Source organism: Roseomonas sp. AR75, from assembly GCF_005222815.1.
Lineage (GTDB): Bacteria > Pseudomonadota > Alphaproteobacteria > Acetobacterales > Acetobacteraceae > Falsiroseomonas.
In genome coordinates this window covers 624,119-644,511 of the sequence record NZ_STGB01000005.1, presented here as the reverse complement: position 1 = coordinate 644,511, position 20,393 = coordinate 624,119, and the positions used below count along the sequence as shown (strand labels likewise).

Sequence of the window (20,393 nt, the reverse complement as noted above, 5' to 3'; positions counted from 1 at the left end):
GCCGGGGCAGCGTCAAGCCGCGGGCCTCTGGCGGCGCGCCGGGGCCGGGACCATGATGGCCGCCATGGCGCGCCCCGCCACCCTTCCCGCCCTGCTCGAAGCCACCGCCGCGCGGAACCCGCGCGGGGCGGCGCTGCCCGGCCATGACTGGGCGGGCGTGGCCGCGGCGGTGCGGCGGATCGCGGGCGGGCTGGCGGCGGCGGGCATCGGAAAGGGCGACCGTGTCGCGCTGTTCCTGCCGAACCGTTCCGAGTTCCTGTTGCTGCTGCTCGCGCTGGCCCGTCGCGGCGCCTGCGCGGTGCTGCTGAACACGCGCTTCCGCGCCGCCGAGCTTGCCCCGCTGCTGGCGCGCGCGCGGCCGAAGGCCATCGCCGTGGCGCGCGATTTTTCTCTCGTCGACGCGGCGGCGCTGCTGGAGGGCGTGCCGGCGGAGGCGCGGGCCTCGCTGCGCTTCGTCATCGGTGCGGACGGGCTCGGCCCGGACCGCGTGGCGGGGCTGGAGGTGCTGCCGCTCGCCGGGCTCGACGGCGCCGAGGCGGCCGACGCATCCGCGCCGGAAGCCGAATGCCTCACCTTCACCACCTCCGGCACGACCTCCGGCCCGAAGCTCGTGCTGCATCGCCAGCGCAGCATCGCGACCCATGCGCAGGACGTGGCGGCGCGGATCGGCACGGCGGCGCCGGGCGCGGCGTTCCTGGCGGCGGTGCCGCTCTGCGGGACCTTCGGCCTTGCGGCGGCGATGGCCGCGCTGGCCGGCGGCGCGGCGATCCATCCGATGGAGCGCTTCGACGCGGCGGAGGCCGACGCGCTGATCCGGCGCGCAGGCGTCACGCATCTGGTCGGTGGCGACGACCTGCTGCTGATGCTGGCCGACGCTGCCGGCGGGCGAGCCTATGCGCCCTTCGCCTTCACCGGCTTTGCGAATTTTCACGGGCAGGCGGAACGGGTGATGGCGGAATCGGCGCGGCTGAACCTCGCCGCGCGGGGCGTGTACGGCAGTTCGGAGGCGCAGGCGCTGTTCGCGCTGCAGGACCCGGCGGGGCCGCATGCGGCGATCGGCGGTGGCGTGCCGGCAAGTGCGGAGGCGGCGTTCCGCGTGGCGAGTGACGGAGAATTGCTGCTGCGCGGGCCATCGCTGTTCGACCGCTACCTCGGCGATGAGGCGGCGACGCAGCGGGCCTGGACCGCGGATGGGTGGTTCCGGAGCGGCGATCTGGCGAGCGTTCAAGGCGATCCGGATGGCTCTCATGCGGGGGTGCCCCCCTCACCCAACCCTCTCCCCCCTGTGGGGGGAGAGGGCTTTGCCGGGGCGGGGGGAGAGCGCTTTCGGGCGGTCGGCGGAGACGGCGGCGGCTTCGACTTCCGGACGCGGGCGGGGGATGCGCTGCGGCTCGGCGGGTTCCTCGTCGCGCCGGAGGAGATCGAGGCCTTCCTGGACGACCAGCCCGGCGTGATGGCGGCGCAGGTGGTGGCGCAGGACGGGCAGGCGGTGGCCTTTGTGATCCCAGGCGCCGGCTACGACGAGGCCGCGCTGCGGGCCGCGTGCCGCGCGGAACTCGCGCATTTCAAGGTGCCCAGGCGCTTCGTGACGCTGGCGGAGTTCCCCACCACGGACGGGCCGAACGGCCGGAAAATCCAGCGGAGCAGGTTGCGCGAGATGGCGGGTGAGTGAGTCGCGACGGCGGCGCTGCCGCGCATGAGGCAGGCGAAGGACCCCCGCATCGTCGCGGCCATCGTGGCCAGCGCGCTGTTCATGCAGAACCTGGACGCCAGCGTAGTCGCCACCGCGCTGCCGGCCATGGCGCGCGACCTCGGCACCGATCCGGTGCATCTCTCGGTCGCCATCACCTCGTACCTGGTGTCGCTCTGCGTCTTCATCCCGGTCTCCGGCTGGGTGGCGGACCGGTTCGGGGCACGGCGGGTCTTCATGGCGGCGATCGTGGTCTTCACCATCGCCTCGGCCTTCGTCGGCCTGTCGCAGAACGTGCCCTGGCTGGTGGCGGCGCGCATCCTGCAAGGCGTGGGCGGGGCGATGATGGTGCCGGTCGGGCGCCTGCTGCTGCTGCGCCGCGTGCGCAAGGAAGAACTCATCACGGCGATGACCTGGCTGACCATGCCGGGCCTGCTCGGCCCGGTCTTCGGCCCGCCGGTCGGCGGGCTGCTGACCGATGCGATCTCCTGGCGCGCGGTGTTCTGGCTGAACATCCCCGTCGGCCTGATCGGGCTGCTGCTGGTCTGGCGCTTCATCCCCGATGTGGAGAAGCAGGACCCCGGCCCGCTGGACCGGCTGGGCCTGTCGCTCTGGGGCTTCGCCCTGGCCTTCCTGATGGCGGGGCTGGAGACGATGGGAAGGCCCATCGCGCCGCCCTGGTTCGCGCCGGCGATGCTGGCGCTCGGAATCGTCACGACCGTGGCGGCGGTGCGCCATTCGCGTCGCGCCCGGCGGCCGGCCATCGACCTCTCGCTGCTGAAGCTGCCGACCTTCGGCATCACCATCACCGGGAGCATGATGTTCCGTGTCGGCGCTTCCACGCTGCCATTCCTGCTGCCGCTGAAGCTGCAGCTGGTGTTCGGGCTGTCGGCGGCGGGCAGCGGGCTGATCACCTTCGCGACCGCGCTCGGCGCCTTCTTCATGAAGCCGCTGGTGCGACCGACGCTGCGTCGCTTCGGCTTCCGCACCACGCTCGCGGCGAATTGCGGCCTGGCGGCGCTCGGCGTCGCGATCTGCGCGGCCTTCACGCCTTCCTGGCCGGTGGCGGCGATCTTCATCGTGCTGGCGGTCGGCGGCGTCACGCGCTCGCTGCAATTCACCTCGCTCAACACGCTGGCCTTCGCCGACGTGCCGCAGGAGAAGCTGGCCCAGGCCACCGCCATGTCCGGCGTGGTGCAGCAGCTGGGGCAGGCGCTGGGCGTGGTGGTGGGGTCGCTGCTGCTGGAAGGGGCGCTGGCCGCCACCGGCAGCCCCGGGCCCGGCGAGCGGGAATTCGCCATGGCCTTTCTGGTCGCCGGCTTCATCGTGCTGGGCTCGCTGCCCGCCGCGCTGCGGCTGCCGCACGACGCGGGCGCGCGCGTCTCCGGCCACCGGAAGGGCGAGTAGGAAAAGCGTCACGCAGCCGGCGGGACGCTTGCCGCCCCGGCTGCACGGCGACGCGCGCCGTGGCATGCTGCGCATCATCCGAGGGAGTTTTCCGGCCATGCTGCGTCGGGTCGTCTCGCTGCTGCTCGTCCTGCTCGCCCTGTCGCTGCCGGCGCAGGCCTTCGAGATACCGGGGCTGGAGAACGACGCCGTCGGCTACCAGTCGCAGTTGCAGCGCCGCTTCCCCGCCGGCGCCACGCCGCAGCAGCGCACCCAGGCCGAGCAGCGCGCCCGCACCGCGCAGCAGCGCAACGACTGGGCCGCCGCCGCGCAGGCCTGGGAAGAACGCATCGGCATGGGCCAGGCGAACCAGGATGCCTGGCTGGCGCTGGGCGAGGCGCAGCTTCGCCGCACCCCGCCCGAGGCGATGCGCGCCCTTCAGGCGGGCTGGCGCGCCTTCATGATGGTGGATGCCGGCGCGCCCGAGATCCCCTCCTTGCTGCTGATGGCGGAGGCGCTGAAGCGGCTGGACCAGCCGATGTGGCAGATCCAGGCGCTGGAAGCGGTGGTGGAGCGCGCGCCGGCCGATGCCAAGCAGCGCGCCGCGCTGGCCGAGGCGCGGCGCAATGCCGGCATCCTGGTGCGCCAGGTCCGCACCGAGCCGGACGCCGAGCCGGCGCGGGTTTGCCTCAGCTTCACCACCGCGCCGGCGCGGCGCGACGACTGGCAGCCCGGCGACTGGGTGCGCGCCGACCCCGCCGTGCCGGGCATGGCGGTGACGAAGGAAGGCGACCAGCTCTGCGTCGCCGGCCTGCCCTGGGGCCGCACCACGCGGCTGGTGCTGCGCGCCGGCCTGCCCGGCGAGGACGGGCTGCGCATGATGCGCGACACGCCCGTGAACGTGGCGATGCCCAACCGCGCGCCGCGCATCATCTTCGACAGCCGCGCCTTCATCCTGCCGCGCGAGCAGACGCCGGCGATGACGGTGGCGACGGTCAACGTCGCGGAGATGACGCTGCGCGTGACGCGCATCGGCGAGCGCAACCTGGTGGGGCTGACGCGGGACTGGCGGCCGGGCGAGCAGATGGAAAGCTGGCTGGCCGGCGGCCAGGCGGAGGAGATGGGCCGCGTCGTCTGGGAAGGCCGCGTCGTGCTGCCGCAGGCCGAGCCGAACCGGCTGGTGCGCAACGCGATGCCGCTGCCCGAGGCGCTGCTGACCGCGGGTCCCGGCATGTATGTGATGCTGGCGCGGCCGGCGGACGGGTCACGCGGGCGCTACCGCGCGGAAGCCGCGGCGGCGGTGCTGGTGACCGATCTCGGCATCACCGCCTGGCGCGGTGCCGGCGGGCTCTCGGCGCAGATCCGCGCCTTCTCCGATGCGCGGGCGAAGCCGGGCGCGCGCGTGGCGCTGGTGGCGCGCAACAACGACGTCCTGGCGGAGGCGACGACGGACGAGCAGGGCCTCGCCAGCTTCAACGCGGCGCTGCTGCGCGGTGAGGGATCGCTGGCGCCGATGGCGCTGCATGTCTTCCTCGGCGAGGATTTCGCGTCGCTCGACCTGGAGACGGCGGCCTTCGATCTGTCGGATCGCGGCGCGGCGGGGCGGCCGCATCCGGGGCCGCTCGATGCCTTCGTCTGGCTCGACCGCGGCATCTACCGGCCCGGCGAGACGGTGCAGGTGGGGGCGCTGCTGCGCAATGCCGGCGGCCAGCCGGTGGACATCCCCGCGCGGCTGCGCGTGCTGCGGCCGAACGGCCAGGTGTTCTGGCAGGGCGTGCCGGAGCGGGTGAATGGCGCGGCCTTCGTGCAGCCGGTGGCGCTCTCCACCGGCGCGCCGGCGGGGGCCTGGACGGTGGAGGTGCTGGCCGATCCGGACGGGCCGCCGATCGGCCGCACCACCTTCCGCGTGGACGCCTTCGTGCCGGAGCGCATGGAGGTGGAGGCCGGGCCGCTGCCGCCGGCGCTGGTCGGCGGGCAGGCGACGCAGGTGCCGATCACCGCGCGCTTCCTGTATGGCGCCCCGGCGGAGGGGCTGACGGGGACCGCGGAGCTGCGCCTGGTGCCCGACCCCGAGCCCTTCGAGGCCTGGCGCGGCTGGCATTTCGGCCTCGTCGACGAGGTCTTCGCACCCGATCTTCAGACCTTCGAGGTGCCGGAGACGGATGCGCAGGGCCGCACCACGCTGACGCTCAACCTGCCGCGCGCGCCGGACAGCACGCGGCCGGTGAAGGCCGAGGTCGCGGTGACGCTGGAGGAGCCGGGCGGGCGCGGCAGCGGGACGCGCTTCTCCCTGCCGGTGCGCGCCCCGAACACGCTGCTGGCGATCCGTCCGGCCTTCCAGGGCGGCGCGGTGGATGCGAATGCCGAGGCCGCCTTCGACATCGCGGCGGTCAGCCCCACGGGGCAGGCGGTGGCGGCGACGCTGCGCCTGCGGCTGGTGCGGGAGCGGCCGGACTGGCGGATCGTGCTGCGCGAGCGCGTGGCCCGCTATGAGACGGTGTGGCGCGACGAGCCGGTGGATTCCACCGACATCCAGGTGGCGCCAGGCCGCCCCGGCCGCTTCGCGCGCATGCTGCCCTTCGGGCGCTATCGCATCGAGGTGACGCAGCCGAACGGCATGGCCATCGCCTCCTACCGGTTCCGCTCGGGCTGGGCGGGCGGCGAGACGGCGGAGGTGCCGGATCGCGTGGACCTCGCCGCCGACAAGCGCGCCTATGCCGCGGGCGAGGTTGCCCGCATCCGCATCACGCCGCCCTTTGCTGGGCAGGCGAGTGTCGCGGTGCTGACGGACCGGCTGGTCTCGCTGCGCGACATCGCCGTGCCGGAAGGCGGGGCGGAGGTCGAGGTGCCGGTGGATGCGGCCTGGGGGCCGGGCGCGCATGTGGCAGTGACCGTGTTCCGCGCGGGGCAGTCGCCGCCGGGACGGCCGGCGCGGGCGCTGGGGCTCGCCTGGATCGGGTTGGATCCCGCCGCGCGACGGCTGGATGTGGCGATCGAATCGCCCGATCTCGTGCGGCCGAACACGCGCGTGGAGGTTCCGGTGCGCGTGGCGAATGCGGCGGGCGGCACGGCGATGCTGACGCTGGCGGCGGTGGATGAGGGCATCCTGCGCCTGACGCGCTTCCGCTCGCCCGATCCGGTCGAGCATTTCCTGGCGCGACGGCGGCTGGGGCTGGATATCCGCGACGATTACGGCCGCCTGATCGCGCCGGCGGAGGGCGAGGCGGCGGTGCTGCGCCAGGGCGGCGACGAGCTCGCCGGTTCGGCGCTGGAGATCCCGCAGCGCCTGGTCGCACTGTTCGTCGGGCCGGTCGCGGTCGGGAATGACGGCGTGGCGCGCGTGCCGCTCGACATCCCCGATTTCGCGGGCGAGCTGCGGCTGATGGTGGTGGCCTGGGACGGCGCGCGGATCGGCGCGGCGTCGAAGCCGATGACGGTGCGCGAGCAGGTGGTGGCGGAGGCGCTGCTGCCGCGCTTCCTGGCGCCGGGCGACGAGGCGCGGCTGCCGGTGCTGCTGCACAATATCGAGCTGCCGGCGGGCGATATCGTGGCGACGCTGACGGCGTCCGGCGCGATCGAGCTGGCGGGGCCGGCGAAGCTGTCGGAACGGCTGGCGACGGGGGCGCGTGCGACGCCCGCGACGGCGCTGCGCGCGACGGTGGCGGGTGATGGCGTGCTGCGCCTGACGGTCACTGGGCCGAACGGCTTCGCGACGCAGCGGGAGGCGCGGATCACCGTGCGATCCTCCCGCGCGCCGGTGACGGAGATCGCCACGCGCACCCTGGCGCCGGGCGAGACGGCGCCGGTGGAGGTGCCGTCCGCGCGCTTCATCCCCGGCACCTGGCAGGCGCGCGCCACCTGGGGCGCGCCGGTGCGCTACGACCCGGCGGCGCTGCTCGCCTCGCTGCTGAACTATCCGCTGGGCTGCATCGAGCAGACCGCCTCGCGCGCGCTGGCGCTGGTCTATGCGCCGCAGAACCCGGACACCGCGGCGGATGACGCGGCGGCGCTGGGGCGGGCGATCGCCTCCATCCTGGATCGGCAGCGTTTCGACGGTCGCTTCGGGTTCTGGACCGCGGAGGGGCAGGCGCAGGAATGGGCGAGCCTCTACGCGACGGAAGTGCTGCTGCGCGCGCGTGCCGCGGGCGTGACGGTGCCGCAATCGGCGCTGGACGATGCGCTGCGTGCGGCGGAGGAGGCGCTCGATCGCAACGCGGACCAGCCGGATCAGCGCGCCGCGATGGCGTATCGCGTGCACGTTCTGGCGCTGGCCGGGCGCAACCGGCTGGGCGCGGCGCGGCGGCTGGCGGAGGATGTGGAGGCGCTGCCGACGCCGCTGGCGCGCGCGCAGCTTGCCAGCGCCTTCGCCCGCGCCGGCGACACGCAGCGCGCCGAGCAGATTTTTGCGCGCGCGCTGGATGCGGGCGCGCGGGAGTTCTGGTCCTTCGACTTCGGCACGGCATCGCGCGACCTGCTGGCGATGGCGGTGCTGCTGAAGGAGAGCGGCGTGGCGCAGGACCGGCTGCCGAACCTGCTGGGGCGGCTGCCGGGCGCGGATTTCACGCCCGCCAACACCAACACGCAGGAGCAGGGCTGGGCGGTGGCGGCGGCGCAGGTGCTCGGGCGCGATGGCCGCCCCGCGCGCATCGTGCTCGATGGGCGCGATCTGCCGGTGGCGGCGGTGGTGGGCGCGCAGCTCACCGGCAACGCGACGGCGCAGAACCGCGGCCAGGCGCCGGTGGTGCAGGCGGTGTCGGTGGTGGGGGTGCCGAGCTCGCCGCTGCCTGCGGCCTCGCAGGGGATGCGCGTCGCGCGGCGCTTCTTCGCGCTGGATGGCCAGCCGCTGAACCTGGATGCGCTGCGCACCGGCACGGATTTCGTGCTGCTGCTGGAAGCGCGCGCGCTGACGAACGAGCAGCACCAGGCGATGGTGCTGCAGGGCCTCCCGGCGGGGTGGGAGATCACCGGGCGGCTGCCGGCCGGCGATGTGCAGGGCATGCCCTGGCTCGGCACGCTGAACGAGCCGGACAGCATGCCCGCGCGTGACGACCGCTTCGCCGCGGCGGTGACGCTGACGCCGCAGCAGCCACTGACGCGGCTCGCGGTGCGGCTGCGCGCGGTGACGGCGGGGCGGTTCGAACTGCCGGGGATGGAGGCGCAGGACATGTATCGTCCCGGCGTCTTCGCGCGGCAGAACAGCGCGCGGATCACGGTGCTGGGGCCGGATGATCCGGTGCCGACGCCGCCGGCGCCGGCACCGGCGCGTCCGGCGGCGCCGCAGCAGAAGCGGTAGTGGTCGTGGCGGGGGAGGGCGCGCCGCCCCCACCCCGACCCTCCCCCGCAGTGCGGGGGAGGGTTGGGTGGGGGCTTTTCTGCGTCGTTCTCCTCGCGCTCGCCGCCCTTGCGCTCGATCGGCTCTTCCCGCCCGACCTCTCGCGCTACCGCAGCACCGGCACGGAGATCCTGGACCGTGAGGGCCGCACGCTCTCCGTGCTGCCGGTCGGCGGCGGGACCTGGCGGTTGCGCACCATGCCGGCGGACGTGCCGCCGCATCTCGTCGCGATGCTGATCGCGGCGGAGGACCGACGCTTCCTCAGCCATCCCGGCGTGGATCCCTTCGCCATCGCGCGCGCCGCGGCGCAATGGGTGCGCGCGGGGCGCGTCGTCTCGGGCGGCTCCACGCTGACCATGCAGGCCGCGCGACTGCTGGAGCCGCGGCCGCGCACGCTGCGCAGCAAGGCCATCGAGGTGTTTCGGGCGCTGCAATTGGAAGCGCGGTTCAGCAAGGACGAAATTCTCTCGATCTGGCTGACGCTGGCGCCGCAGGGCGGGAACCTGGAAGGCTTGCGCGCGGGATCGCTCGCCTGGTTCGGCCGGGCGCCCGCCACGCTCGACGCCGCGGAATCCGCGCTGCTGATCGCGCTGGCGCGGCGGCCCGAGGCGCTGCGGCCGGATCGCCACGCCGAGGCCGCGCGGCGCGCGCGCGATGCGGTGCTGCTGGCGCGCGCGCCGCAGGCGGGCGAGGTCACCGATGGCGAACGCCGCCACGCCCTGGCGCAGGATGTGCCCGTGCGCCGCCAGCCCATGCCGCGCCTGGCGCCGCACCTGTCGCGCGAACTCGCACGGCAGGCCGACCCCGGCGCGCGCATCGCCACGACGCTCGACCGCGACCTGCAGCGCGCGGCGGAACGCCTGGCCTTCGACGCGCTGCGCGACCTGCATCCGCGCGCGGCCCTCGCCCTGGTGATCGCGGAGAGCGGGTCGCGCGAGGTGCGCGCGCTGGTGGCCGGTGCTTTCGGCGAGGAGGCGCGCGCGGGCATGATGGACCTGACGCGCGCGGTGCGCTCGCCGGGTTCGGCGCTGAAGCCGTTCCTGTATGCGCTGGCCTTCGAACAGGGCGTGGTGCGGCCCGACACGGTGCTGGCGGACATGCCGCGCCGCTTCGGCAGCTACGCGCCCGAGAATTTCGACCGCGGCTTCGAAGGCCGCATCACGGCCGCCGAGGCGCTGCGGCGCTCGCTGAACCTGCCGGCGGTGGCGCTCCTGAACGAGGTCGGTCCGCTCCGCTTCGCCTCGCTGCTCAAGGCCTCCGGCGCGCCGCCGCGGCTGCCGGCGGGGGCGGAGCCGTCGCTGCCGCTGGCGCTGGGCGGGGCGGGGATGACGCTGCGGGGCATGGTCTCCCTCTATGCGATGCTCGGCGATGGCGGGCTGGCGGCGCCGGTGCGCGTGCTGCCCGCCGCGCAGGAGGAGGCGCATCCCCGCGTGCTGTCGGCACGTGTCGCCGCGCAGGCGGCGGGCGTGCTGGTGCAGCCCTTCCCGCGCGGCGGGCCTGCCGGCGTCGCGTGGAAGACCGGCACGAGCTGGGGCGGCCGCGATGCCTGGGCCTTCGGGCTGGATGCACGCCATGTCGCGGGGGTCTGGATCGGCCGGCCCGACGGCACGCCGATGCCCGGTGCGACCGGCGCGACGCTGGCGCTGCCCGTGCTGGCGCAGGCCTTCGCCCTGCTGCCAGCGGCCCCGCGCGAGGCGCTGCCGGTGCGCGCCGCGCCTGCCCCCTTCGCCGAGGCCGCGGACCGCCTGCGGCTGCTGTTCCCGATGCCCGGCGCGGTGCTGGCCGAGGGCGGCAGCGTGACGATCCGCGCCGCGGGCGGCCGCCGCCCGTTGACCTTCCTGGTGGATGGCGCGCCGGTGGAGGCGCAGCGCGCGCGGCGCGAGACCGCATGGACGCCGCCCGGCCCGGGCTTCTACCGTATCACCGTGCTGGACGCCGATGGCGCGGCGGCGCGCGCGGAATTGCGGGTGCGCTGACGCGGCGCGGTCGCGGCGCCGGTGGCCCGCGGCCGATCCCGCTCAGCCTGAAAGGACTTGCGGCGGGTCCGGTTGCATCGGATGATGCAATTCTTGAGAGATCGTTAAGCAAACTGGGACATATCTCATGTCGTCGAGCGGCGCGCCGGGGAGCCCGGAGTTTGACGTCAACATCACCGAGCGGAAGTGGACGGTCAGTCCGCAGTACTTTCCCTCTCCCGGCGACGGTCTGGAAATCGCTTTCCTGGTAGGCGAAGAATATTCCTACAACATCAATATCCAGGCGGCCTCCGGGTTCGAGGAATTCTACAAGTATTGGTACACCTGGGTCGCGGATTCGACCGTCGTCGAGGATGACCTTCTGTGGACCCAGGTGTACGGCACCTTCGCGATGGGCGACGGCAACGACACGATCACCAATGCCATCGGCGGCCCCGGCGTCACGTCGCTTTCCGGCTATTTCCTCGGCGGCCCCGGCGACGACCTGATCACCACCCAGGACCCGACCTACTTCAACACCGCCTTCATCTACGGCGGCTCCGGCGCCGACACGATCGGCGGCACCGATGCCGATGATCTGCTGTACGGCGACGAAGTGGACTACTTCAGCCTCTGGCCGACCACTTCGGGCTTCACCCCTGCGATCTACGTCCTGTCGTCGCTGGGCGGCGCCGATTCGATCGATGGCGGCTTCGGCAGCGATACGCTGGTGGGCGGCGGCGGCAACGACACGCTCACCGGCGGGGGCGACAACGATTCCATCACCTCCGACAGCGGCGACAGCCAACTGCTCGGCGGGGACGGCGCGGACACGCTGGTGGGCGGGATCGGCAACGACTTCCTGTATGGCGGCCCGCGCGGCGCCGGCTTCCTCGACGTCCTGAGCGGCGGCGGCGGCGCCGACGTCTTCATGCTGAGCTACACGGACGGCAACGACACCAACAGCAGCAGCGGCGCGGAGTTCTGGACGGGCTATTTCGCGGCGAACGCCGTCACCATCACCGGCGATGCCGTGCAGAGCACGCTGGCCGACTGGTTCAAGGGCGAGGCGAAGGACCTCACCACCGGGTTCCTGGGCGCGGCCCTCGGCGGTGCCGGCGCGACGCTCCTGACGGATCTCTTCGGCTGGCTGCTCAGCCTGAGCCCGGTCGCGACGCCGGAGGAGGACATCCTCGTCATCCGCGACTTCGACCCGAGCCAGGACGTGCTGGTGCTGCCGACCTCGACGGGCGTGGACCTGACGGGGACCCCGGGGGCCTTCGCGCCCGACCCGGCCGGCGATTCCGGCCAGGGCATCACCTTCACGAACAACAGCACGAAATACGCGGAGCTGACGCTCAGCGACGATTTCCTGGCGTCGCTCGGCCTCAGCCAGGACAGCGACCCCAGCATCATCGACTCGATCCTGCAGTTCCTGCTCGACCGGCCGACGCGGATCGTCGCCGGGGCGCAGTTCGATTCGCTGTCCAGCCTGGCCGAATCGCTGCCCGGCGGCACCTTCGACCCGCCCTCCGATTACGGCGTGCCGGCGGGGACGAGCGTCGACCTCTACGGCGCGATCGGCGGGCTGGTCTATCGCGGCGAATCCGGCGGCGCCGGCAGCCCCTTCATCGTCGGCACGGTGTATGCCGACATCCTGACCCGCAACCCCGTGATCAGGCTGGCCGAGGACTACTACGCCGACAGCGCGATCATGACCGACCTGGGCTCCGTGGTGCATGGCCTCGGCGCCGACGACCTCATCTACGGCACCAACGGCTCCGACGACCTGTATGGCGGCGACGGGAACGACATCCTCTACAGCTTCCGCGCCGGCTCGGAGGGCGAGGATCTGTACGGCGGCGCGGGCGACGACACGATCTACGGCGGCGGCAGCTACGGGAATTTCGACGGCGGCGACGGCGTGGACACCTTCGGCGTGCTCTACATCGCCGACGAGCTCGCCGACGCGCGGACGGTGATGCAGCTCTACGTCGACCTGAAGAACAACGTCGCCGGCGAGCGCGCCTTGAGCGACGATGTCGACCTCTCGGCGCCCGTCAGCGCCGATCGGCCCTTCATCGCAGCCGACAGCAGCACCTACGCCCTGTCGGGCTTCGAGAACGTGATCGGCGGGCCGCTCAACGACTGGATCCGCATGATGGCGGGCGGCACGGTCGAAGGCGGCGCGGGGGCGGACTACATCGACGCGACCGCGGGCGGCGTGACCTTCAGCTATGCAAGCGCCGGGGTCCTGCTGGACAGCCCCGTGCTGGTGCAGCTCTTCTTCACCGATGCGGTGACCAGCGGCGGCGACGCCGAGGGTGACGTGCTGAACTTCGAGGGCAGCGCGCCGGCCGGCCTGATCGGCTCGGGCAGCGCCGACACGCTGGGCGGCACCGCGAGCGCGACGGACGGCTTCACCTTCACCGGCGGCGGCGGCGCGGATCTGTTCCAGGTGCTCAGCGTGCGCAACGGCGAGGTCTACACGATCACCGACTTCTCCCCCGCGGATGGCGACCTGATCGACCTGCGGCCCGTCGGCATCGCGGCGTCGCAGGTCCAGCTCGGCAGCAGCGGGGTGACGATCTTCACGCCGGATGGCGGCACGGCGAGCGTCGTGCTCGAGAACTTCACCGGCACGCTGACGACGCAGGACGTGCGGTTCGCGACTGCGGTCTCCGGCGCCGCGCGCGCCGATATCGGCGGCGGCGCGCTGTCCGGCGGCGAGGGCAACGACGTGCTGAAGGGCCGCGGCAGCCAGAACTTCCTCAACGGCAATGGCGGCGACGACACGGCGATCGGCGACAGCGGCGTCGACATGCTGGATGGCGGGCGTGGCCGCGACGTGCTGCGCGGCAATGGCGGCGACGACCGCCTCTCGGGCGGCGACGACGACGACCAGCTGTTCGGCGGGGAGGGCGACGACCGGCTGATCGGCGGGGCGGGCAACGACAGCCTCTGGGGCGGCGGCGGCGGCGATCTCATCCTGGCCGGCGCGGGCGACGACGTGGTGCGCACGGGATCGGGCGGCGACACGGCGCGCGGCGAGGCCGGCGACGACATCCTGATCGGCGGCGACGGACGCGACCAGCTGTTCGGCGACGACGGCGCGGATACGCTGAACGGCAGCCTCGGCCATGACGAGATGTTCGGCGGCGCAGGCAGCGACATCCTGATGGGCGATGCGGGCGACGACACGCTGGAAGGCGGCGCGGGCGGCGACATGATGCGCGGCGGCCTCGGTGCCGACCTGTTCCGCCTGGTCTTCGGCTTCGCCGCGGGCGATTCCATCCTGGACTTCAATGCCGCCGAGGGCGACCGCCTGGTGGTCGAAAGCGACCATCCCATCGGAGTCTCCCATCTCGGCGGGCGGCGGTTCGCGATCACGGATGGGTTCACCACCGAGATCCTGCAGGTGAAGGGCGCGACCCAGGCCGATTTCGACATCCTGATCGGATAGTCACGCGCAGGCCGCGATGGCGGGCTGCATATGCGCCGGAACCGGCGCCGTGACCTGCAGCGGCGGCTCGAGCGGCAGGGCGAGGCTGCGCGCCAGCAGGTGCAGCCCGCCCGTGCCGCCGCCGTAGAGCGCATCGCCCAGGATCGGCGCGCCGAGTGTCGCGCAATGGACGCGAAGCTGGTGCGTGCGGCCGGTCTCGGGGCATAGCTCGACCCAGGTCAGGCCGGGCGCGCGGCCCAGCACGCGCCAGGCGGTGCGGGCGGGATCGCCTTCGGGATGCGCCTCCATCCGCCAGCCGCGCTGCCTGGTGCTGACCTTGCGCAAGGGCGCGTCCACCACGCCCGCTTCCCCGCGCAACGTGCCGCGCAGCACCGCCCAGTAGGTCTTCCGGGCGCGCCGTTCCGCGAACAGGGCGTTGAGGCGGGCCAGCATCGGCGCCGTGCGGCCCAGCACCAGGCAGCCGGACGTATCGGCATCCAGGCGATGCGCCGGCTGCGGGTCGCGCCGCTTGCCCATCCGCAGGGAAGGCAGCCAGCGTTCGAGGGCGTCACCCGCACGGGACGAAACCGGCAGGCCGGCGGGCTTGTCCAGCACCAGCACCTCCGGCCCGACATGCAGCAGCCGCGCGCGCAACCAGGCGGGCGGGTCAATCTCCGCTTGCGGCGGTGCAGCATTGGCGGGCAGCCTGCGCCGCATGGCCCCGGACCTCCGCCCCGTCGTCGTCTGCCTCGGCAGCGTCGTCATGGACCACACCTTCCATGTCGAGGACATCGTGCAGCCGCCTTCCAAGAACCGCGCGCGGAGCTATGCGCTCGGCGCGGGCGGGCTGGCGGCGAATGCCTCGATCGCCGTGAGCCGCCTGGGCGGCCACTGCATCTTCTGGGGCCGGGTGGGGGATGACCTCAATGGGCGCCCGCTGCTGGACGCGCTGGCCGAGCAGGGGGTGGATGTCTCGCAATGCCGCCTGGCGCCGGGCGGCCGCACGCCGGTCTCGGCGGTGCTGGTGGACCCGATGGGCGAACGCAGCATCTATTCGTATCGCGGCGAGAACCTCGGCACCGAGCCGGACTGGCTGCCGCTGGACCGCATCGACACCGCGCAGGCCTTCCTGTGCGACCCCCGCTGGCCGGAAGGCGCGGCGCGTGCACTGGACTACGCTCGCGCGAAGGGCGTGCCGACGGTGATCGACGGCGAGAAGACCGAGACGCGCATCCTGATGGACCTGATCCCGCGAGTGGATCACGCGGTGTTCTCGGTGCCGGGCCTCGCGCTGTATGCGCCGGGCAGGAAGCCGGTGGAGGCGCTGCGCCGCGCGCTGGAGGAGGGCTGCCAGGTGGCGGCGGTGACGCAGGGCGAGAAGGGGACGCTGTGGATGACGAAGGCGGACCCGACCCCGCAGCGGACGCCCGCCTTCCGCGTGCATGCGACGAACACGACCGGCGCGGGCGACGTGTTCCACGGCGCCTATGCGCTGGCGATCGCGGAGCGGCAGCCGATCGAGCAGGTGATGCGCTTCGCCTCGGCGGCCGGGGCGCTGCGCGCAAGGGACGGCGCGACGCCGACGCGGGCGATGGTGGAGGAGTTGTTGCGGGGGTGAGCCTGGCTTTCTGATCCTGTCAGCCCCCCTCACCCCGACCCTCTCCCCCCTGAGGGTGGAGAGGGAGAGGCGAGGCAGGGGAGGGGGGAGCGGCCTCAGAGGATGAAGTCGGCTTCGGTCAGGGCGTGTGTGCCGGTCAGCGTCACGCGGAACTCCGCCGCGGCAGGGTCGCCGTCGAGGTCGGCGATCACGACGGAGTCGCCGCCATCCTGGAAGACGGAGACGCTGTAGGCTTGGCTCAGCACGGCACCGCCTCCGGCTTCGAAGACCAGCGTGCCGCCATGCAGCGCGGTGAGGTCCAGCAGGTCCTCGCCTTGGGTGAAGTCGGTCACGCGGTCGCCGAGGTCGCCAGGGGTGGTGAAGGCAAGAATGTCCTCGCCCGCGCCGCCGGAGAGCGTGTCGGCGCCTGGCCCGTCGGTGAGGCTGTCATTGCCGGTGCCACCGATGAGGATGTCGTTGCCGGCGGCGCCGGAGAGGCTGTCCTCGCCCTCCGCGCCGAGCAGCACGTCGTTGCCCGGTGTTCCCGCGATGTCCTTCGGTGCGATGGCCTCCGTCACCTCCACCAGCACGCGGGTGGCGATCTGGCTGTTCTGGAGGTAGATCAGGGCGAGTTCGCCGCCAACGAGCTGCACGAGGTCGGCATAAAGCTGGTCCCCGTCTGTCTCGGCCGAGAGGCGGAATTCCGGGCCGTCGGCATTACCGCCGGCATCGTAGCGCTGGCCGTAGATGCCGTAGCCGCTGCCGTCCTGGGGATAGGACATCCAGGTGACGACGAAGCCGCCATCTGCCAGGGCGGCGACGGAGGGATAGCTCTGGTCGCCGCTGTTATAGGTATTGGCGCGGAACTCGGCGCCGGCGGCATTGCCGGCCGCATCGTAGCGCTGGCCGTAGATGCCGTAGCTGCCGCCGTCCTGGCCGTTGGACATCCAGGTGACGACGAAGCCGCCCTCCGCCAGCGCCGTGACGGAGGGATAACTTTGGTCGCTGTCGGTATAGGTATTGGCGCGGAACTCGGCGCCGGCGGCATTGCCGGCGGCATCGTAGCGCTGGCCGTAGATGCCCCAGCCGCTGCCGTCCTGGCCGCTGGACGACCAGGTGACGACGAAGCCGCCATCCGCCAGCGTCGTGACGGAGGGATAGTACTGCGAGAAGCTAGTATAGGTGTTGGCGCGGAACTCGGCGCCGGTGGCGTTGCCGGCGGCATCGTAACGCTGGCCGTAGATGCCCCCGAAGCTGCCATCCTGGAAGTTGGACATCCAGGTGACGACGAAGCCGCCATCCGCCAGCGCCGCGACGGCGGGATAGGCCTGATCGATACTGGTGTAGGTGTTGGCGCGGAACTCGGCGCCGGCGGGATTGCCGGCGGCGTCGTAGCGCTGGCCGTAGATGCCGCTGCCGCTGCCGTCCTGGAGGTAGGACTGCCAGGTGACGACGAAACCGCCATCCGCCAGCGCCGCGACGGCGGGATAGGACTGGTCGTTGCTGGTGGTGGTGTTGGCGCGGAACTCGGCGCCGGTGGCATTGCCGGCGGCATCGTAGCGCTGGCCGTAGATGCCCCCGAAGCTGCCATCCTCGAAGTTGGACATCCAGGTGGCGACGAAGCCGCCATCCGCCAACGCCGCGACGCTGCGCGCGCCGGTCAAGCTGGCCGGTTCCTTGGAGAAACCTGAGGTCGTGACGACGGGCGGGCTGGCGGCGTAGTCGCTCGGGATCGCGTCCACCGCCGGCGCTTCGCCGTCGAGCGAAACGACGAGGCCGCCGAGATTGTCGTTGAAGGCGACGGCGAGCGTGCCATCGGCGAGTTCCGCGACGCGCGGGTATTGCTGTCTGCCGAAGGTCGCCTCGTGCAGGTAGGTCTCGCCGCCCACTGTACTGCCGGCGGCATCGTAGCGCTGGCCGTAGATGCCGTAGCCGTTGCCGTCCTGGTCGACGGACATCCAGGTGACGACGAAGCCGCCATCCGCCAGCGCCGCGACGGAGGGAAAGCTCTGGTCGCTGCTGGTGGTGGTATTGGCGCGGAACTCGGCGCCGGCGGCATTGCCGGCGGCGTTGTAGCGCTGGCCGTAGATGCCAGAGCCGCTGCCGTCCTGGTTCTGGGACGCCCAGGTGACGACGAAGCCGCCATCCGCCAACGCCGCGACAGAGGGATAGCGCTGGTCGATGGTGGTAAAGGTATTGGCGCGGAACTCTGCGCCGGCGGCATTGCCGGCGGCATTGTAGCGTTGTCCGTAGATGCCAGAGCCGCTGCCATCCTGGCCGATGGACATCCAGGTGACGACGAAGCCGCCACCCGCCAGTGCCGCGACGGAGGGATAGCTCTGGTCGCTGCTGGTATAGGTATTGGCGCGGAACTCGGCGCCGGCTGCGGCGCCCGCGGCATCGTAGCGCTGGCCGTATATGCCGCGGCCGCTGCCGTCCTGGCCAATGGACATCCAGGTGACGACGAAGCCGCCATCCGCAAGTGCCGCGACGGAGGGAACCTCCTGGTGGTTGTCGGTGAAGGTGTTGGCGCGAAACTCGGCGCCGATGGCGCTGCCGGCCGCGTCGTAGCGCTGGCCGTAGATGCCGTAGCCGCTGCCGTCCTGGTTCTGGGACGCCCAGGTGACGACGAAGCCGCCGTCTGCCAGCGTCGCGAGAGAGGGAAAGAACTGGCTGCTGCTGGTGTAGGTATTCGCCTGGATGGCGGCGCCAAGCGGCTGGCCCGCGGCATCGAAGCGCCCGACGAAGACACCCTGGCCGCTGCTATCCGTGCCCGTCCAGGCCTGGACATAGCCGCCCCCCGGCAGCGCCGCGATGTCGTGGTAGCGAAATCCGGTCTGGGCGGCCGTGTTCCCGACATGCCGCGCATCCGAGCCAAGCTGCACATAGCCCGGCGGCAGCGCCGCGGTGGCGCCCGCGATCTCCACCGCGACCGTAGCCGTCGCGGTCGCGCCAGCGCCGTCCGTCACGGTGAAGCTGAAGGAATCGCTGCCGGTCTCGCCCGCATCCGGCGTGTAGGTGAAGCTGCCATCGGCGGCGATGACGACCGCGCCCTTCGCCGGCCCGGTCTCCAGCGCGAAGTCCAGCGTATCGCCATCATCCACGTCGAAGGCCGTCAGCCAGCCGGAGGCCGCCTCGCCCTGATTGGTCGCGACCAGGCTGGCAATGGCCACGGGACCGTCGTTTACCGCCGCCGCGGTGACACTCACCACCTGCTGCACACTGCCGCCCTGGCCGTCCTCGACGAGCACGACGAAGCTGTCGTTTCCGTTGAAGTCGGCGTCGGGGACATACTCCCAGGCGCCGGTCGCGGCATCGATGCTGGCGGTGCCATGCGTGGCGTCGGCGAGGATCGAGAAGGCCGGCGTGTCGCCGTCAACGTCCTCGGCATCCAGGTCGCCGGCGATGGTGGTGTCCTCGTCACCCGTGCCGCTGGCGTCACCCGAGACGGTCGGGTCGTCATTCACCGGCGTCACGGTGACGCTCACGACCTGCGTCGCGCTGCCGCCATTGCCGTCGGTGATCGTCACGACGAAGCTGTCGGTGCCACTGAAGTCGGCTTCGGGCGTGTAGAGGAAGGCGCTGGTCGCGTCATCGAGGGAGACGCTGCCATGCGACGGTCCGTCGCCAGCCGCGATCGCATAGGCCAGCGTGTCGCCATCCGGGTCGGTCGCGTTCACCTGGCCGGCGATGCCGGTGTCCTCCTCGCCGGTCCCGCCCGCAAAGCCCTGGGCCAGCGGCGCCCGGTTGGTCGGCGTGCCGATGGCGACATCGGTGACCAGCACGAGGTCGTCGGCGGACCAGCCGACCTGGTTGTCCACCACCGAGCCGAGGGTGAGGTGATTCGATCCACCTGCGGCGAAGGCGGCGAAGAAGGCGGCGGCGTCGCCGGCAAAGAGCACGGACTCATCGAACAGGATCGTCTGGTTGACGTAGTCGATCGTCACCTTCGTGCCGTGCGCGAGGTCGCCGAGGTTCAGCTCGCCGGACGATTCGTCCTGCACGAAGCCGCCCTGCGCATCGCCGTTGGTGTCGCGGATGGTGGCGCCGTCGCTGTCGATCAGCACGGCGGTGCTGGCGTCGCCCAGCACCTTCACCGTGAAGGAGGCGAGCAGCAGCACCTTGTCCTGCCGGATCTCGAAATCGATGGACTCGCCGTTGTTGATGCGGGCGGCGTTGCCGTTCGGGTCGAAGCCGGCGCCGCCGATCAGGCCGAAGCCGAGATCGTTGGAGAACATCACGCGGTTGCCGGTGTCGGCGGCGTCGATGCCCGCGGCATCGAGCTTGCCGCCGCCGGCCTTGCCCAGGCCGGTGATCCGGATGGGATCGTCCGCGTCGTCGAGCAGGCCGCTGACATCGACGATGCGGCCGCCATTGAGGTCGGCGATGTTGTGGGCGTCCACGCCTTCGCCGACCCGCAGGTCGCCGGTGCTGTCGACCTGGCCGGCGAGTGCCACGTCCACGCCGTCGGAGAGGTCGATGCCATTGGCGTTGGCGGCGTTGAAGGCGTCGAGATCGGCCTGGGTGGCGGAGAAGGCGAGGAATTGCTGCCACTCTGTGCCGGTGTAGTCGGCGGTCGAGCCATCCTTGAAGGTGCGGGTGGCGAAATCCCCGGCGTCGTCGAGCTCCTCGAGCTGCGCGCCGGTGTTCTTCCCGTTCGCAAAATCCACTGCGCGGGTACCGAACCAGATGTAGCTGGCCGTCGTTGTCGGCAAGGAATCCATGACGCCTCTTCCCCCGTGCTGTGTCGTGCCGGTCGGGACAGAGGATGGCGCCGCGCTGCCTATCCGTCCGCGCATCGTTCTGGACGCACCGTTCGCCACGGCGAACACCTCGCCGAGGCGGGCGATCCCACGTCTTGTGCAGCGACCGGAATGCGCGAAACCCGCGAGACGCGCGGGTGAGGTTGCTGGAGCATGCTGCGTTCGCTCGCGCTCACGTCGCAGGCTCTAGCTTCCTGTTTTCAGAGCATCTTCACGCGTTCGGATGAG

At 72.2% G+C, this 20,393-nt stretch carries 8 protein-coding genes; 6 read left to right on the top strand and 2 right to left on the bottom strand.

The features are described from left to right. Positions 1-64 precede the first annotated feature (64 nt). The 5 genes from E4T13_RS22465 to E4T13_RS22445 all read left to right on the top strand — a co-directional run bounded on the left by E4T13_RS22465 (position 65) and on the right by E4T13_RS22445 (position 13,826). Positions 65-1,672 (top strand): AMP-binding protein, encoded by a 1,608-nt coding sequence (locus E4T13_RS22465; RefSeq protein WP_170985161.1) that lies wholly within the window; start codon positions 65-67, stop codon positions 1,670-1,672. A 24-nt stretch (positions 1,673-1,696) separates the two neighbouring features. Beyond that, positions 1,697-3,097, top strand: a complete 1,401-nt coding sequence (locus tag E4T13_RS22460) for an MDR family MFS transporter (RefSeq protein ID WP_137180577.1) — start codon at positions 1,697-1,699, stop codon at positions 3,095-3,097. 97 nt (positions 3,098-3,194) lie between these two features. Then, positions 3,195-8,369 carry an alpha-2-macroglobulin gene (locus E4T13_RS22455; protein WP_170985160.1) on the top strand — a complete coding sequence of 1,725 codons (5,175 nt, stop codon included), beginning with the start codon at positions 3,195-3,197 and terminating at the stop codon, positions 8,367-8,369. A gap of 50 nt (positions 8,370-8,419) precedes the next feature. Continuing rightward, the gene (pbpC, locus tag E4T13_RS22450; protein ID WP_137180575.1) at positions 8,420-10,384 is read left to right on the top strand and encodes a penicillin-binding protein 1C; all 1,965 of its coding nucleotides are present in this window, start codon (positions 8,420-8,422) and stop codon (positions 10,382-10,384) included. A 127-nt stretch (positions 10,385-10,511) separates the two neighbouring features. Beyond that, complete coding sequence (locus E4T13_RS22445; RefSeq protein WP_137180574.1) at positions 10,512-13,826, top strand: hypothetical protein; 3,315 nt, start codon at positions 10,512-10,514, stop codon at positions 13,824-13,826. Here E4T13_RS22445 and E4T13_RS22440 read toward each other — a convergent pair whose 3' ends face one another. Then, a complete protein-coding gene (locus E4T13_RS22440) occupies positions 13,827-14,522 on the bottom strand; it encodes an RluA family pseudouridine synthase (RefSeq protein ID WP_137180573.1) in 696 nt (231 codons plus the stop codon). Here E4T13_RS22440 and E4T13_RS22435 point away from each other — a divergent pair. After that, on the top strand, positions 14,521-15,423 hold the full coding sequence (locus tag E4T13_RS22435; protein ID WP_137180572.1) for a PfkB family carbohydrate kinase: 903 nt from the start codon (positions 14,521-14,523) through the stop codon (positions 15,421-15,423). The genes E4T13_RS22440 and E4T13_RS22435 overlap by 2 nt on opposite strands. A gap of 95 nt (positions 15,424-15,518) precedes the next feature. Here E4T13_RS22435 and E4T13_RS22430 read toward each other — a convergent pair whose 3' ends face one another. After that, a complete protein-coding gene (locus E4T13_RS22430) occupies positions 15,519-20,126 on the bottom strand; it encodes an Ig-like domain-containing protein (protein WP_170985159.1) in 4,608 nt (1,535 codons plus the stop codon). Between the last annotated feature and the right edge of the window lie 267 nt (positions 20,127-20,393).

Excerpts from the sequence above, each read along its gene's own strand:
- E4T13_RS22445 (WP_137180574.1), top strand. The coding sequence starts at position 10,512 with ATGTCGTCGAGCGGCGCGCCGGGGAGCCCGGAGTTTGACGTCAACATC.
- E4T13_RS22430 (WP_170985159.1), bottom strand. The coding sequence starts at position 20,126 with ATGGATTCCTTGCCGACAACGACGGCCAGCTACATCTGGTTCGGTACC.
- E4T13_RS22465 (WP_170985161.1), top strand. The coding sequence starts at position 65 with ATGGCGCGCCCCGCCACCCTTCCCGCCCTGCTCGAAGCCACCGCCGCG.
- E4T13_RS22435 (WP_137180572.1), top strand. The coding sequence starts at position 14,521 with ATGGCCCCGGACCTCCGCCCCGTCGTCGTCTGCCTCGGCAGCGTCGTC.
- E4T13_RS22440 (WP_137180573.1), bottom strand. The coding sequence starts at position 14,522 with ATGCGGCGCAGGCTGCCCGCCAATGCTGCACCGCCGCAAGCGGAGATT.
- E4T13_RS22460 (WP_137180577.1), top strand. The coding sequence starts at position 1,697 with ATGAGGCAGGCGAAGGACCCCCGCATCGTCGCGGCCATCGTGGCCAGC.
- E4T13_RS22455 (WP_170985160.1), top strand. The coding sequence starts at position 3,195 with ATGCTGCGTCGGGTCGTCTCGCTGCTGCTCGTCCTGCTCGCCCTGTCG.